General features: G+C 74.8%; 15 protein-coding genes. 8 read left to right on the forward strand and 7 right to left on the reverse strand.

Annotated features, from left to right (window positions below):
• The first annotated feature begins 248 nt into the window (after positions 1-248).
• Together EOE48_RS03195 and EOE48_RS03200 are read left to right on the forward strand one after the other, a co-directional pair.
• Positions 249-2354, forward strand: coding sequence for a M48 family metalloprotease (locus EOE48_RS03195; protein WP_484213848.1), 2106 nt, complete (start codon positions 249-251; stop codon positions 2352-2354).
• A gap of 18 nt (positions 2355-2372) precedes the next feature.
• The gene (locus EOE48_RS03200) at positions 2373-2897 is read left to right on the forward strand and encodes a hypothetical protein (protein ID WP_127727337.1); all 525 of its coding nucleotides are present in this window, start codon (positions 2373-2375) and stop codon (positions 2895-2897) included.
• Positions 2898-3202: 305 nt separating this feature from the next.
• Here EOE48_RS03200 and EOE48_RS03205 read toward each other — a convergent pair whose 3' ends face one another.
• The 3 genes from EOE48_RS03205 to EOE48_RS29075 all read right to left on the reverse strand — a co-directional run bounded on the left by EOE48_RS03205 (position 3203) and on the right by EOE48_RS29075 (position 5990).
• A complete protein-coding gene (locus EOE48_RS03205) occupies positions 3203-5110 on the reverse strand; it encodes a potassium transporter Kup (protein WP_246153925.1) in 1908 nt (635 codons plus the stop codon).
• Between the two features lie 192 nt (positions 5111-5302).
• The gene (locus EOE48_RS03210) at positions 5303-5737 is read right to left on the reverse strand and encodes a tellurite resistance TerB family protein (RefSeq protein ID WP_127727338.1); all 435 of its coding nucleotides are present in this window, start codon (positions 5735-5737) and stop codon (positions 5303-5305) included.
• 79 nt (positions 5738-5816) lie between these two features.
• On the reverse strand, positions 5817-5990 hold the full coding sequence (locus EOE48_RS29075; protein ID WP_246153926.1) for a hypothetical protein: 174 nt from the start codon (positions 5988-5990) through the stop codon (positions 5817-5819).
• Positions 5991-6175: 185 nt separating this feature from the next.
• Here EOE48_RS29075 and EOE48_RS03215 point away from each other — a divergent pair, with 185 nt between their 5' ends.
• From EOE48_RS03215 to EOE48_RS03235, 5 genes are all read left to right on the forward strand, one after another.
• The gene (locus tag EOE48_RS03215) at positions 6176-6376 is read left to right on the forward strand and encodes a hypothetical protein (RefSeq protein ID WP_127727339.1); all 201 of its coding nucleotides are present in this window, start codon (positions 6176-6178) and stop codon (positions 6374-6376) included.
• Between the two features lie 100 nt (positions 6377-6476).
• The gene (locus EOE48_RS03220) at positions 6477-6932 is read left to right on the forward strand and encodes a DUF2721 domain-containing protein (protein WP_127727340.1); all 456 of its coding nucleotides are present in this window, start codon (positions 6477-6479) and stop codon (positions 6930-6932) included.
• 70 nt (positions 6933-7002) lie between these two features.
• Positions 7003-7437 (forward strand): PRC-barrel domain-containing protein, encoded by a 435-nt coding sequence (locus EOE48_RS03225; protein WP_127727341.1) that lies wholly within the window; start codon positions 7003-7005, stop codon positions 7435-7437.
• Positions 7438-7439: 2 nt separating this feature from the next.
• Positions 7440-8354, forward strand: a complete 915-nt coding sequence (locus tag EOE48_RS03230) for a hypothetical protein (protein ID WP_246153927.1) — start codon at positions 7440-7442, stop codon at positions 8352-8354.
• An 89-nt stretch (positions 8355-8443) separates the two neighbouring features.
• Entirely contained in the window at positions 8444-8908 is a 465-nt protein-coding gene (locus EOE48_RS03235) for a hypothetical protein (protein WP_425463615.1), read from the forward strand.
• A gap of 16 nt (positions 8909-8924) precedes the next feature.
• Here the strand turns inward: EOE48_RS03235 and EOE48_RS03240 are convergent, their stop codons facing one another.
• Positions 8925-9122 carry a hypothetical protein gene (locus tag EOE48_RS03240; RefSeq protein ID WP_127727343.1) on the reverse strand — a complete coding sequence of 66 codons (198 nt, stop codon included), beginning with the start codon at positions 9120-9122 and terminating at the stop codon, positions 8925-8927.
• A 193-nt stretch (positions 9123-9315) separates the two neighbouring features.
• Between EOE48_RS03240 and EOE48_RS03245 the strand changes: the two genes are divergently transcribed.
• Positions 9316-12135 carry a phosphoenolpyruvate carboxylase gene (locus EOE48_RS03245; protein ID WP_127727344.1) on the forward strand — a complete coding sequence of 940 codons (2820 nt, stop codon included), beginning with the start codon at positions 9316-9318 and terminating at the stop codon, positions 12133-12135.
• Positions 12136-12427: 292 nt separating this feature from the next.
• Here EOE48_RS03245 and coaE read toward each other — a convergent pair whose 3' ends face one another.
• The 3 genes from coaE to EOE48_RS03260 are packed head-to-tail and all read right to left on the reverse strand — an operon-like array spanning position 12428 to position 14513.
• Positions 12428-13021, reverse strand: a complete 594-nt coding sequence (gene coaE / locus EOE48_RS03250) for a dephospho-CoA kinase (RefSeq protein ID WP_127727345.1) — start codon at positions 13019-13021, stop codon at positions 12428-12430.
• Positions 13018-13881, reverse strand: a complete 864-nt coding sequence (locus EOE48_RS03255; RefSeq protein WP_127727346.1) for a shikimate dehydrogenase — start codon at positions 13879-13881, stop codon at positions 13018-13020. The genes coaE and EOE48_RS03255 overlap by 4 nt, the downstream gene beginning before the upstream one ends.
• 17 nt (positions 13882-13898) lie before the next feature.
• Positions 13899-14513 carry a Maf family protein gene (locus tag EOE48_RS03260; protein ID WP_127727347.1) on the reverse strand — a complete coding sequence of 205 codons (615 nt, stop codon included), beginning with the start codon at positions 14511-14513 and terminating at the stop codon, positions 13899-13901.
• Positions 14514-14519: the final 6 nt, after the last annotated feature.

Genomic DNA, 14519 nt, shown 5'->3' on the forward strand with positions numbered 1-14519 from the left:
GACCTGCGCGCGCATCCCGTTAGAAATCCCCGCGCCGGCCGAGATCTGGGATGCACCGCGTCCGATCTTTCTCCCCTGTGGCCGGTGTTTCGACCGGCGCGTCATCGACGGTGGCGCCGGATCGTCTTGCGACCGTGGCGTGATGTCTGCATCGCGGCGGCGCCTGATCTCCCGTACGGCAGGAGGCGACGATCTCCCAGGCAACGGTTCCGCACGCGCCCTCGCGTCCGCGCGCCCTCCTCGGCCTCGTGGCGACCACCGTGCTGCTGCCGCTCGCGCTCCTTCTCGTCGGCCTCTGGGAAGGGCGGCGCGGCCTCGACGATCTCGCCGCCGTCATGGCGGAGCACGACCGCCTCGCCCAGGTCGTGGCGGATCTCGAGGCGCGCGCCCCGCGCGACGGGCGCCCCGACTTCCGCCTGCAGTTCCGCCACAACGGCAAGCACTACGGCGGCCCCCTCGCCGTGGCGAAGGCGCGCGAGGCCCGGGACGACACCGCGACGCTCGCCGCGCTGATGGACTGGCGCCGCGTGCTGCCGCCGATCGCCGTCGCGGGCGGCGCGGTCGCGGCCGGCCTCTCGCTCCTCGTGCTGGTGGCCGGCGCGCTGCTGGCGCGGCGGGGGCGCGGCTCGCGCGAGGCTCTGGTGGGCGGCTTCTCGCTGATGCGGCGGCTGCTCCCGGCGGCGCTCGCGCTCCAGATCGTGGCGGCGACCGCCGCCTTCGTCGCCGTCGTCGTGTTCGAGGCGGGCCTGCTCGTCCAGGGCGGCCTCACCGGCGACGGGATGAAGCTCATCGGCATCGCCGCCGTGGCGGTCGGCGCCACGCTCCTGGCGGCGGGCGGCGCCCTGCGCGGCCTGCGCCGCGCCCTCGACGCGTTCGAGCCGGACCCGCTGCCGATCCTCGGCCGGCCGATCGCGCCGGCCGAGGCCCCGGGCCTGTGGCGCCTCGTCGAGGGGCTGGCCGAGCGGATGGGCGCGCTCAGGCCCGAGGCCGTGGTCGTCGGCCTGACCGGGGGCTTCTTCGTCACGGCCGGCCCGGTGGAACTGGAACCCGGCGGCGCCCGGCTCGCCGGCCGGATCCTCCACCTGCCGCTGCCCTCCCTCGCGCTGATGCGCGGCGACGAGACGGCGGCGATCATCGCCCACGAACTCGCCCATTACGCCGGCGGCGACACCGCCTACAGCCAGCGCTTCCTGCCGATCTACGCCGGGGTCGGGCGCTCCCTCGACGCCGTGGCCGCGCGCGAGCGCGGCGCGCTCGGCCTGTTCGGGCCCTCGCTTCGTCTCGGCCTGTTCGTGATGGAGCGCTTCCACCTCGCCGTGCGCCACTGGAGCCGGGTCCGCGAATTCGCCGCCGACGCGGCGGGCGCGGCGGTCACCTCGCGGGATGCCGCGGCGCGGGCGCTGCTGCGCACGGGTGCGGTCGCGCCGCGCATCGCCGAGACCCTCGCCGCCGCGGCCGAGGCCCCGGATGCGGCGCCGCCCGACCTCGTCGCGGCGGTGCTCGACCACGCGCTCGCCCGCGGCCTCGACGACCCGGCGGCCCACCTGGAGACCGGGCAGGCCCACCCGACCGACACCCACCCGCCGACCCGCGACCGCATCGGCGCCCTCGGACGGGCGATCGACGCCGACCTCCTGGCCGCCGCCGGCCTCACGCCGCCGCCGCACGCCCTCGGGCAACTCGCCGCCTACTTCGCGGACCCAGCCGGCCTGTGCCGGTCGGCGACCGCGGATTTCCTCGAGGCCGTGCGGGCGCGCGACGCGGCGTTCCACGCCCATCTGGAGACCACCGCCGCGGCGGTCGGCACCGAGGACCGGGTGCTGCGGGCGAACCACCGCCCCCGCGGCCTCGTGCTCGCGGCGGCCGGCGGCCTGTTCGGCGTGGTCGCCCTCGCCGTCGCCGTGTTCGGCATCCCCGGGATGCTGCCGCGCGAGGCCACCGTCGTCCTCGTGGCGTCCCTCGCCCTGGCGGTCCTGATGCTCGGGGCCGGCGCCCTGGTCCTGTCGCGGGGCGAGCCCGTCGTGCTGATCCTGACGCCCGACGGCCTGGCGGTGCCGGGGCTCGACCGGACGATCGCCTGGGACGACATCGCCGACCTCGACATGACAGGGAACCACGCCGGCATCGTCACCCGCGTGCTGCTGCCGCCGGAGGTGCGGTGGCCCGAACGGCTGCCGGGGCGGCACGCCGTGAAGCTCGACGCGAAGCGCCGCATCGTCACGGTTCCGATCCCCCTGCCGCGCGGACTGGATCGGCAGGGCTTCGCCGACCTGATCGCCACCTATCAGGCGGCGGCCGAGGCCCGGCGGGCCCTCGCCGGAGCTTCCGCCCCGCGCGTACCCGAGCCCGCCTGAGGAGCCAGGAGAGAAGCGATGACCGACCCGCGCGAGACCGCCTCCGCCTACCGCCCCGACGCCCTGCGGGTGCCGAGCCGCGGGCAGAGCTGGATGAACACCTTCTGGATCCTGTTCGGCGTGGTGGCGCTCGGGGGCATCCTGGTGGCCTGCGCCGTCTACACGGCACCGGCGGTCATCACCGACTGGCAGGTGCAGGCGACGGCCCGGCCCGCTCCCGATGCCCGGGTGAGCGAGGGCAAGTGCAGCGCCAAGCTCGTGATCCACATCTGCGACGCGACCCTCGCGCTCCGCACGCCCGACGGAACGGTGACGCGGCGGGTGAACTACGTGTTCTCGGGCTTCCATGTCGGCGACTACCGGGTCGGGGTGATGGCCGATCCGGCCCGTCCCGACCTCGTCACCACCGATCTCGGCCTCGACCGGCTGTGGAACCGGACGCTCACCCTCCTGGTGGGGGCGGGCGCAATCGCGGCTTGCATCGTCGGCGCGCTGCTCTCGCTGGTCCGCACCCGGCGCGCGGCCTCCGGGGCCGCTGGCTGATCCGGCACCGTTCGGGTCTCATGCGGTTTCCGATGGATTGCTTCGCAATGCGGAAACCGGCTTCGCTCAGTCGCCGCGCGGGCTGGTGATACGGTTTTCGGAACGAATCGTCCGCAAACCGCATCAGTTGTTCACCGGCATGGCCGTCCCTTGCGGATGAAACGGGGCCGCGGCTTTTCTGCACCCGTTGCAGCCATCGAAAACAGTTTTTCGTCCTGGCGCGGGTCCCCCTCTCCCGAGTGGGAGAGAGGATCCCACGCTCAAAATTTCAGATGTAAAATCAATCGTTTACAGCCGGTTTCCATTTAGATCTCGATCTCGGTGCCGACCTCGATCACCTGCCGGGTCGGCACGCAGAAATACGCCCCGGTGCGCTCGCTGATCCGGGCCATGAACGCGAACAGCGCCTCGCGCCACGGCCACATCCCGCTGTGGTTGCGCCGCGGGATGATGGTCTCGTGCCCGACGAACACCGTGACGTCGTCGAGGCATTGCGGCGGCAGCCGTCCGGTGCCGACCGCGCAGGCCAGCCCCTCGGGAACCGAGGCGGCCTCCATGAAGCCGTAGCGGAGGGTGACCCGGTACAGGTCGGGGGCGAGCTGCACGACCTCGGCGCGCTTCCCCTCGCTCACCGCCGGCACCTCCTCGTAGAGCGCAGTGACGATGAGCAGGCGCTCGTGCAGGGCGTGGCTGCGCTCCAGGAACCGGGTCATGTGGAGCGGGATGCCCTCCGTCGCCGAGGACAGGAAGGCGGCGGCCCCGGGCAGCCGCACCGGCGGGTCCCGCCGCAGGCGGGCGAGGAACTCGGCCTCGGGCTGGCGCAGCGACACCCGCAGCGCCTCGACCATCCGGCTGCCCTTGAGCCAGGTCAGCATCACCAGGGCGACGAGGGCGGTGAGCACCAGGGGGAACCAGCCGCCCTCGACGATCTTCACCGCGTTGGCCGACAGGAACACGAGGTCGACCGCCAGGAAGGCGCCGTTGACCGCCAGCACCAGCGGCAGGGCGTAGCCCCAGCGCAGGGCCACCAGCCCGGCGAGCAGGGTGGTGATCGCCATCAGGGTCGAAACCGCGATGCCGTAAGCGCCCGCGAGCGCGTCGGAGGAGCGGAAGGTCAGCACGGCGGCGAGCGTCGCGACGGCGAGCAGCCAGTTCACCGCGGGCAGGTAGATCTGACCGCGCTCGTCCGGCGCGGTGTGGACGACCCGCAGGTAGGGCAGGAAGCCGAGCTGCATCGCCTGCTGGGTCAGCGAGAAGGCGCCGGAGATGATCGCCTGCGAGGCGATGACGGTGGCGAGCGTGGCGAGCCCGATCAGCGGGTAATGCGCCCAGTCCGGCGCGAGGCGGAAGAACGGGTTCTCGATGGCGTCGGGCTCGGCCAGCAGCACCGCGCCCTGGCCGAGATAGTTGACCGCGAGCGCCGGCAGGACGAGGCCGAACCACGCCAGCCGGATCGGCCGGGCGCCGAAATGCCCGAGATCGGCGTACATCGCCTCGCCGCCGGTCACCGCCAGGAAGGCCGCGCCGAGCATCGCGAAGCCGACGCGCCAGCCGGCCTCGGCGACGAACGCCACCGCCCGCCAGGGTTCGAGGGCGGCGAGGATCGCCGGCGCGTGCAGGATGCCGCCGAGGCCGAGCCCGATCAGGGCGAGGAACCACACCAGCATCACCGGGCCGAACAGCCGGCCGAGGAAGGCGGCGCCGCGGCTCTGGACCAGGAACAGCCCGACCAGGATCGCGACGGTGATCGGCACCACCGCGGGCGCGAGGGCCGGCGCCTCGACCTTCAGGCCCTCGACCGCGCTCAGCACCGAGATCGCCGGGGTGACGGCGCCGTCGCCGTAGAGGAGCGCGGCGCCGACCAGCCCGACCACGAGGAGCCTGGCGCCCCAGGTCCCGGGCTGCGCGTGGCGGGCGCCGAGGAGCGCCAGCATCGCCACGATGCCGCCCTCGCCGCGGTTGTCGGCGCGCAGGATCAGGATCGCGTACTTGATCGACACCACGACGATCAGCGACCACAGGATCAGCGAGACCGCACCGGTCACCGCCGCCGGGCTCGGTGCGCCGCCGCCGCTCGCCGCCCGCACCGCCTCCTTGAAGGCGTAGAGCGGGCTGGTGCCGATGTCGCCGTAGACGACGCCGAGCGCCCCGAGCAGCAGGGCGGGCTTCAGGGCGGCCGGTCGCGCCGACGCCCGTTCCTCGATGGCACTCACGAGTGGATCCTCCGCGCCGGGCGCCGGACCGGTGTGCCGCAAAACCGTGAAGAGATGCCGCAGTTCCGCCGGGTGCCGCAGAGGAACCGCCGGGCCGACGCGTCAGCCGAGCAGGGCCGCCACGTCGAGGCGTCAGCCGAGCAGGGCCGCCACGTCGAGGCGTCAGCCGAGCAGGGCCGCCACGTCGAGGCGTCAGCCGAGCAGGGCCGCCATGTCGAGGCCGAGCGCCGCCGCGATCTCGCCCAGCGCCCGGTGCTCGACCGGGCTGATGCCCTCGTGGTCGGCGACGTCGGCGGCGATGAGGAAGACGCTCTGGCGCTGCTCCAGCGGCCGGCCGGCGACCGCCTCGATGGCGTGGAGGTTCTGCCTCCGGCCGGCGCGGGTGCGGGCGCGCCCGATCGCGTCGTAGAGTTCCTCCTGCAGCATCGGCCCGTCGTAGCCCTTCTCCAGCACCGGGTCGGCCCGCAGGCCGGCGAGCGCCGCCTCGAACTCCTCGCCCGCGACCTCGCCGTCGGCGACGATGACGTTGGCGCTCGCCGAGACGGCGGCGCGCATCAGGGCGTCGTCGCCGGCATAGGCCGTCACCGTCCGCCGGAACCGATCGACGATGTCGTGCAGGTACCCCATGAATCCGTTCGAATCCGTCCGCCGCGCTGCCGTGCGGGCGTTGCTTACCACACCGGCGCGGCGGCGGAATCCGGCATCGTCAGGCGCCGCCGATCGGTTCGGTCACCGTGCCGGTGCCGTTGCAGTCCGGGCACGGCCGGGCCTCGAACCGCCCGGTGCCGTGGCAGCGCGGGCACAGGTCGTCGCCGGTGCCCGGGGTGCCGGGAGGAGCCTTGTCGCCGGGCTTGCCGGCGTCGGTGGGGGTTCCGGACATGGTTTTCTCCCGTTCTGGTTGCATCCTGCCGGGACAAGGGCGGCCCGGCGCGCGCGGTTCCCGGCTCCGTCGCGGGCCTGCGTCCGAATCGCCCGGCGGGAAACCTTCGGGCCGACGGCGCGTCGCCCTCGGACGACGCAAGGGGGCGACGGCCGTCGCCCTCGGACGACCCAGGGAGGTTTTTCGTGAGCGAGACCAGAAAGCCGATCAATCCGCTCGAGCGCGAGGAGAAGGTCGGCATCGCCGACGGCAGCGACCACGCCGGCGAGGCGGTCACGACCGGCCGGCACGGCACCGGAATCGACCTGACGGCGGACGAGACGGCGAAGGGCATCGCCACCGCCACCCGCACCGATGCCCGGCCGGAGCGCGACCCGTCGCGCTGACCGGCCACCCCGCCCGCGGCCTTGACGCTGGTGGAGCGGTGGTCCCTTACGGGGTGGACCGGCCCGGCCGGCCCGCCCCGTTCCCGCCCGCGCCGCCCCGATGCCGATCCCCGAACCCTCCGCCCTCGACTCGACCGCGCACATCATCCAGGTGGCGCTGACGCCGGTCTTCCTGCTGTCGGGCATCGCGACCCTGCTCAACGTGTTCTCGACCCGGCACGGCCGCATCGCCGATCAGGTCGAGAAGCTGTCGGACCTCGCCGCCGACGATCCGGTCCGCGTGCTGCGTCTCGCCGACCTGCGCCGGCGCAGTCTCGCCCTCGACGTCGCGGTGGTGATCGCGGCGCTCGGCGGCATCGCGATCTGCGGCGCGGTCCTGACCCTGTTCGTCGGGGCCTTGCGCGACGCCGCGGTCGCCAGCATCCTGTTCTTCCTGTTCGGGGCGGCGATCGTCTGCACGCTGGGCTCGCTGTTCGCCTTCGCGGTCGAGATGACGCTGGCGAGCCGGGACGTGCGGGTGAGCGTGGCCCGCCGCGAGGCCGAAGGCGCCTCGTGAGGCGGCGGCCGGAACCGCCCTCCCCCGGGCCGGTTCCCCGCTTGAATCGCCACCGACACGGGAGCCCCGGATGCCGACCGACCTGCCGAACGAGCGCCCGCTGCGCGCGCCGGGCACGATGGAACTCGACCCCTCCGGCGACGGCATCGCCCTCGACGAGACGAGGCGCCTGATCGCCTCCAACAAGGTCGAGGGCACCGCCGTCTACGACCGCAAGGGCGAATCCCTCGGCACGATCTACAACTTCATGGTCGACAAGGTCTCGGGGCAGGTCGCCTACGCGGTGGTGGCGTTCGGCGGCTTCCTCGGCCTCGGCGAGAGCTACCACCCGCTGCCCTGGAAGGCCCTGACCTACGACCTGCGCCTCGGCGGCTACGTCGTCGACATCGACGCCGACACGCTCGCCGGCGCGCCGCGGCACGGCCCGGACGAGGATCCGTTCGCCGAGCCAGGCTACGGCGAGCGCCTCGACGACTATTACGGCGGCCGCAAGCCGGCGATCTGACCGTGGCGGCGCCGGAGAACGAGGTCTCCCGCGGCGGCGGCTTCGCGGTCGCGCCCGGCACCGGGACGCGCCCCGGCGTGCTGGTGGCGATGCCGTTCGACCGCGACCTCATCGCCCGGTTCCGCGCCACCTTCCCGACCGCCAAGTGGCGGCGGGCCCTGCGGCGCTGGTTCGTGCCCGGCACCACCGCCGAGCAGCGCGTCGACGCCTGGATCGCGCGGGAATTCGCGACGCTCGATTCCCACGCCGACGACAAGGGCCGCGACGCCTTCGCCTTCGAGCCGCTGGCGAGCCGCTACCTCGAGACGCCGCCCGACAGCCTCGTGGTGCGCACCCCCTACTCGCGCCGGGTGGTCGATCTCCTGCGCGGCATCGCCTCGGCGCACTGGGATCCCGCGATCCGGGCGTGGCGGGTGCCGTGGCGCGGTTACGAGGACCTGCGGGCGGTCTGGCCGGCGATCGAGGCGGCCGCCGCCGAGGCCGAGCCGGCGGCGCGCCGGGCCCGCGCCGCCGGCCGCGACCCGGGCCGGGAGAGCGAGCGGCGCCGGCGCCGCCACCCGGTGCCGCAGGCCGACCCGCCGCCGCTCGGCGCCCCGGTGGAAACCCGCGAGCACGGCGTCGTGACGTTCGAGGCGCTGGACGCCGACCCGCTCGACCCCGCGGCGGTGGCCACGACCTACCCGTTCCTGCGCGACCGCGGCGGCTCCTTCGTCTGGGGCTGGTGGCGGATGCCGACCTTTGCCGAACTCGCCGCGGTTCTCCCGGCCGCCGGACCGGACGACCCCGCCCGCGGCTGGTGGCCGCCGACCCGCGACGGCCTCGACGAGCGCCGCCGGCGCCTGCGCGAGACGGCGCATGCCCGCGAGACCCGGGCCGCCCGGCGGGCGGCGCGGGAGACGGCGCCCGACCCGGCGTGAGCGGGCGGGGCACGCGCCCGGAGGCCGCGCTATAACGCGCGACGACGGCCGATTCGCCCCGAACGGCGGCAGACGAGGAGCAGCGCGCGATGCGCGGTGGATGGGATCGGCGGGCCTGGGCCGCCGGAATGCTGGGTCTGGCGCTGGCCGCGGCGGGCGGTCGGGCCCGGGCGGCGACCTACGAGTTCGTGCCGGCGCCGCAGGCCGACCTGAACCGGGTCTACCGGGTCGACACGGTCACGGGCGAGGTCACCTCGTGCCAGTACGGCCTGCAGGAGAACACCGTCGGCACGACCCTGTGCTTCGGTCCCGGCGAGGGCGCCGGTCCGCAGCCGCCGTCGCAATACGGCCTCGTCGCCACCCGCCACCTGCGCGAGGCCGGCGTGTTCCGGGTCAACCACCGCACCGGCGCGATGAGCATCTGCTACGTGCTGGAGGACGCCGTGGTGTGCACGCCGCAGGCGAGCGCCGGCGGCGCCGGGGCGCCGGTGCCGGCCCCGACGACCCGCGGCACCGGGCCGACCCCGCAGGCACCGGCGACCGGGCGGCCGTGATCCGGCCGCGGCCCGGTCACCCGCGCCGGCCGGCTCCGTGCCGGTCGCCGAGGAACCCGGCCCGGCGCAGTTCGGCCGCGACCGCCTCGACGCCGTCGGGGCCGAGGGCCGTCGCGTCGAACACCTGCCGGGTGTCCTGCTCCTCGGCCGCCGCGACCGGCGGCGGCTCGGCGGGCGCTCCGTAGCTGCCCGTGCTGGCTGCGATCATCGACATCGTGGCGTCCCCCTGCCCGCTCTGCCGGCGGTGATTCGTCGTCGGATCGGATGATGCCCCGGGCACGCGCGCCTGACCATCCGTTAAGATCCGGTCAACGATCCCTTTCCCGGGGATCCCGGGCGGAACGGTCCTTGCCTGCCGGACGGTCATCCCGCACACGCTGACGGGTTTTCAGGGGGCGAGCACGCCGATGGACAGGCACGAGGGCAACGGCGCGGCATCCCGCGACGCAGAGGAACTGGAGCGCGACCTGCTCCACCTGGTGGAGCAGGCCCGCCAGCAGGCGAGCGAGGATCCGTTCCGCAATCCGGTCCTGACCGTGGCGCTGGCGATCAGCCGGCGGTTCGACCGCGGCGAGATCGGCGAGGGCGACCTCGACGGCCTGTTCGCCCGCCTGCGCCACGACGCCCTCGGCGAGCGGGCGGCGCGCCTGCGGGCCTATGTCGGCCTCGGCGGCGGGGCGAGCCTCGACGACACCGCGACGCTGGTCCTCGGCGATCCGGCGGCCTCGTTCGAGGAGGCGCGGGCGCGGCTGGAGCGCACCCGGTTCGCGGCGGTGTTCACCGCCCACCCGACCTTCGGCATGTCGCGGGCGGTGGCCCACCTGCTGGCGGACGCCGCCACGGCGGAGCCGGAGGCGCGGGAGCCGTTCCTGGCCGAGGCCGCGACGCTGTCGGCGCGGCCCGACCCGGTCATCACCCTCAACGACGAGTTCGATCAGGCCCGGCACGGGGTGCAGCACGGGCGCGCCGCCCTCGACCGGCTCAACGCCGCGGTGTTGCGCGCGGCGCGGGAGCGCTGGCCCGACCGCTGGCACGCGCTGGTGCCGCGCCCGGTCGTGCTCGCCTCCTGGGTCGGATGCGACACCGACGGGCGCACCGACATCGACTGGTGGGACACCCTGCGCTACCGGCTCGAATCGAAGCGGACCCAGTTCGACCGGGTGCTCGACCAGTTGCCGGACGACCCGGCCGCCGGCCCAGCCCGGCGCCTCGCGGAAGCCGCCCGCGACGCGGTGCTGCGCCAGCTCGCCGCGGCGCCCAAGCTCGGCGACAAGCCGGGCCTGGAGGTGGTGCACCGCTTCGCCCTCGCCCTCATCATCGAGCGCGAGCGGGCGCAGACCGAGGTCGGGCCGCTGCTGGCGCTCCTCGACCAGGCGGTGGCGGAGGCGGCCGACGACGACGCCCGCCTCGCGCTGTGCGTGCTGCGGGCGGGCTGCGCCGCCCACGGGCTCCAGAACGGGCTGCCGCATTTCCGGCTCAACGCCAGCCAGGTCCACAACGCGGTCCGCCGCGCCCTCGACCAGGACGGCGACCCGACCGACCCGGCCCAGCGCCGCTCGCACCTCGCCTCGATCAACGACCTGCTCGACCACGTCGCGGCGGTGCCGGTGGATTTCGGGGCGCTCGCCGCCGAGCGCGCCTCGGCCGCCCGGCTGATGATGACGATCGCCCAGATCCTCAAGCACGTCGACGGCAGCCACCCGGTCCGCTTCCTCATCGCCGAGACCGAGACCGGCTACACCCTGCTCGCCGCCCTCTGGCTCGCCGAGCATTTCGGCATCGGCGACAAGGTCGAGATCACGCCGCTGTTCGAGACCGCCTCGGCGCTCGAACAGGGCATCCACGTCGTCGAGGACGCCCTGCGCTCGCCGCACTGGCAGCGGTACCTCAAGCGCCTCGGCCGGCTGGTGCTGCAGTTCGGCTACTCGGATTCCGGCCGCTACGTCGGCCAGATCGCCGCGACGTTCTGGATCGAGCGCCTGCGCCTGCGCGTCACCGAGCTGATGGTGGCCCACGGCCTCGCCGACGTCGAGCTGGTGATCTTCGACACCCACGGCGAGTCGATCGGCCGCGGCGCCCATCCCGAGAGCCTCGCCGAGCGGCTGGCCTACCTCGCCCCGACCCAGGCCCGCCGGCGCAACCGCGAGGCCGGGATCCAGGTCCGGCTCGAATCGAGCTTCCAGGGCACCGACGGCTACCTCCTGTTCGGCAGCCCGGCGCTCGCCGAGGCGACGGTGCAGCGCATCGCCGAGCACGTCTACTCGCGCCTGCCCGAGGCGCCCGACCCGGTCTACGCCGAGCCGGACTTCGCCACCGAGTTCTTCACCGGCATGCGCCAGGACATGCAGACCCTGGTGGACGATCCCGGCTACGCCGCCCTGCTCGGCACCTTCGGTCCCAACCTCATCGACCGCACCGGCTCGCGCCCGGTCGCGCGCCAGTCCGACGCCGGCGGCCCCGTGGCGATCACCCATCCGGCCCAGATGCGGGCGATCCCCAACAACGCGATCCTCCAGCAGCTCGGCTTCCTCGCCAACAGCCTGCACGGCCTCGGCCGCGCCGCCGGGCGCGCGCCCGACCTGTTCAACGACATGCGGGTGCAGTCGGAGCGGTTCGGCCGCGCCTTCAGCCTCGCCCGGCACGCCGCCGCGGTCAGCGACCTCGACGTGCTGCGGGCCTATGTCGACACCCTCGATCCCGGCATGTGGCTGGAGCGGGCGCGGCGGGCGACCCGCGACGGGCGGCGCGAGGAGATCGTCGCCATCGCGGCGGCCCTCGACCGGCTCAACCTCGCGCCGCGCCTGCGCCGGCTGTTCGGCCGCCTCACCCACGACCACCTGCGGCTCCAGATGGTCGCCGCCGACCTGACCGGGATGGGGCCGCGCCTGACCCTGCTGCACGCCCTGCGGATCGCCCTGATCCACCGGATCTGGTTCCTCGCCGTCCACATCCCGGGCTTCCGCCCGCAGGCCGGCGTCACCCGCGAGGCCCTGATCGAGCGCATCCTGCGCCTCGACGTCGAGGCCTGTCTCAAGCTCCTCGACGAGATCTTCCCGGTCACTCCCGACCCGACGCTCGGGCTCAATTTCGGCGAGCCGGCCGGCCCCCGCGGCGTCGGCACCTACGAGGCCGAGCACCGCACCCTGTTCGCCCCGATTGGCCGCCTGTTCGCCCAGGTGCGCGAGATCAGCGGCATGATCCAGCACGAGGTCGGGGCGTTCGGGTAGAGGGGTGCGGGGCGCATTCAAACCCTCCCCCCTCTGCGGGGGAGGGTGGCGAACGGAGTGAGCGCAGCGGGACGAAGTCCCGCCGAGAGGGGAACCACGCTTCCGGAAAGGTCGGAGCCGATGGGACAGGCGCTCCATCCGACACCGTCGCGGTCCCCTCTTGTGGGACTGTCGTCCCGGCCCGCCCCGCGCACGAGTGCTTCGCACTCGCAGCGGGGCACCCTCCCCCGCATAGGGGGGAGGGTTCGCGTCGCGGGTTTCACGAGGGGTGGTGGCGGCCTGCCAACGACCCTCACCGCCGCAGCGTCGCGATCACCGCCTCCACCTGCGCCTCGGCATGGGGGAAGCCCTCCCCGGTCTCGATCACGAAGTCGGCCCGGCGGCGCTTCTCGGCATCGGGCATCTGCTTGGCGAGAATCGCCGCGAAGGTCGCCTCGGTCATGCCGGGCCGGGCGAGCACCCGGGCGCGCTGGACCTCGGGCGGGGCGCTGACCACCGCCACCGCGTCGCAGCGCGCCTCGCCGCCGGTCTCGTAGAGCAGCGGCACGTCGAGCACCGCGAGCGGCGCCCCGGCCTGGGCGGCGAGAAAGTCCGCCTCGGCCGCGCGCACCAGGGGATGGACCAGGGCTTCGAGCGCCCTCATCCGCGCCGGATCGTCGAGCACGCGGGCGCGCAGGGCGGCGCGGTCGACGGCGCCGTCGGGGGCGAGGGTGCCCGGAAACGCCTCGCCGATCCGCGCCGCCGCGGCGCCGCCCGGGCCGTAGAGGGCATGGACGCAGGCATCGGCGTCGTGGACCGGCACGCCGCGGGCGCGGAACATCGCCGCGGTGGCGCTCTTGCCCATCCCGATCGAGCCGGTGAGGCCGAGGACGACCGGCCGGCTCACCGACGGCCCTCGATGTCGGCGACCACGAGGGCGCGCAGCTCCGGGGTGACCCGCGGCGTCACCCCGAACCAGCGGGCGAAGCCCGGCACCGCCTGATGCAGCAGCATGCCGAGCCCGTCGACCGCCGCGAGGCCGCGGACGCGGGCGGCGGCGAGCAGCGGCGTCTCCAGCGGCACGTAGACGGCGTCCGCCACCGCGGCCCCCGCCGGCAGCGGCGACAGGTCGAGGACGAGGGGCGGGCCGCTGCCCATGCCGAGCGAGGTGGTGTTGACGAGGAGCCCCGCCTCCGCGAGGTGGTCCGGCAGCGCCTCCCACTCCACCGACGCGACCCGTTCGGGATCGAGGTCGCGCAGGGCCCCGGCGCGCTCCGCCGTGCGGTTGGCGACGAGGATCCGCGACAGGCCGCGGTCGAGCAGCCCGACCACGATCGCCCGCGCGGCGCCCCCGGCTCCGAGGATCACCGCCGCCCGCCCCGCCGCGGTGCCGGTCGAGACCGGCCATTCCGCGCCGAGGCTCGCGTCGAGGTGGGCGATGAAGCCGGGCGCGTCGGTGTTGTCGCCGTGCAGCCGGCCGTCGCCGTCGAGGCTCAGCGTGTTGACGGCGCCGATCCGGCGCGCCCGCGGCGTGAGGTGGTCGACGAGGCGGAACGCCGCCTCCTTGTGCGGGATCGTGACGTTGCCGCCGACGAAGCCGGCCTCGGCGAAGCCGCGCAGGAAGTCGGCGAAACCCTCCGGCGCCACGTCGATCCGCTCGTAGCGGCCGGCGAGGCCGTGGGCGGCGAGCCAGTGGCCGTGGATCAGCGGCGAGCGCGAATGCGCGATCGGATGGCCGACCACGAAGGCTTTCGGGAGAGCGGGCATGGGCGGGTCCGGTCGGATCAGAACGCCAGCAGGCCCCGGCCGCGCAGGCGCGCGAGCAGGGGCAGCAGCGGCAGGCCGAGGATGGTGGAATGGTCGCCCTCGACGGCGTCGAACAGGTGGATGCCGACGCCCTCAATCTGGTAGGCGCCGACGCTGCCGGTCACCGCCGGACCGGCGGCGTCGAGATAGGCGTCGATCGCCGCGCCGTCGAGCGGCCGCAGGGTGAGCCGGGCGGTGGCGACGAAGCGGTCGACCACGACGCCGCCGAGCGCCAGCGCCACCGCGGCGTGCAGGCCGTGGGTCCGGCCCTGGAGCCGGGCGAGATGAGCGTGCGCCGCCGCCCGGCCGCCGGGCTTGTGCAGCACCGCGCCGTCGAGATCGAGCACCTGGTCGGCCCCGACCACGACCCGGTCGGGCGCGGCCTCGGCGACCGCCGCGGTCTTGGCCTCGGCGAGAACTTGCGCGAGGCGCGCCGGCGGCAGGCCGCCGGACGCGGCCTCGACGGCGCGCTCGTCGACCTCCGGCGCCCGCGCCTCGACGGCGAGGCCGGCGGACTCGAGCAGCGCCCGGCGGGTCGGGCTGGTCGAGGCGAGGAGAAGCGGCGCGGGGCCGCGCCAGAGCGGACGGGTCATCGGGGG

Source organism: Methylobacterium oryzihabitans, assembly GCF_004004555.2.
GTDB classification, from domain to species: Bacteria; Pseudomonadota; Alphaproteobacteria; order Rhizobiales; family Beijerinckiaceae; genus Methylobacterium; species Methylobacterium oryzihabitans.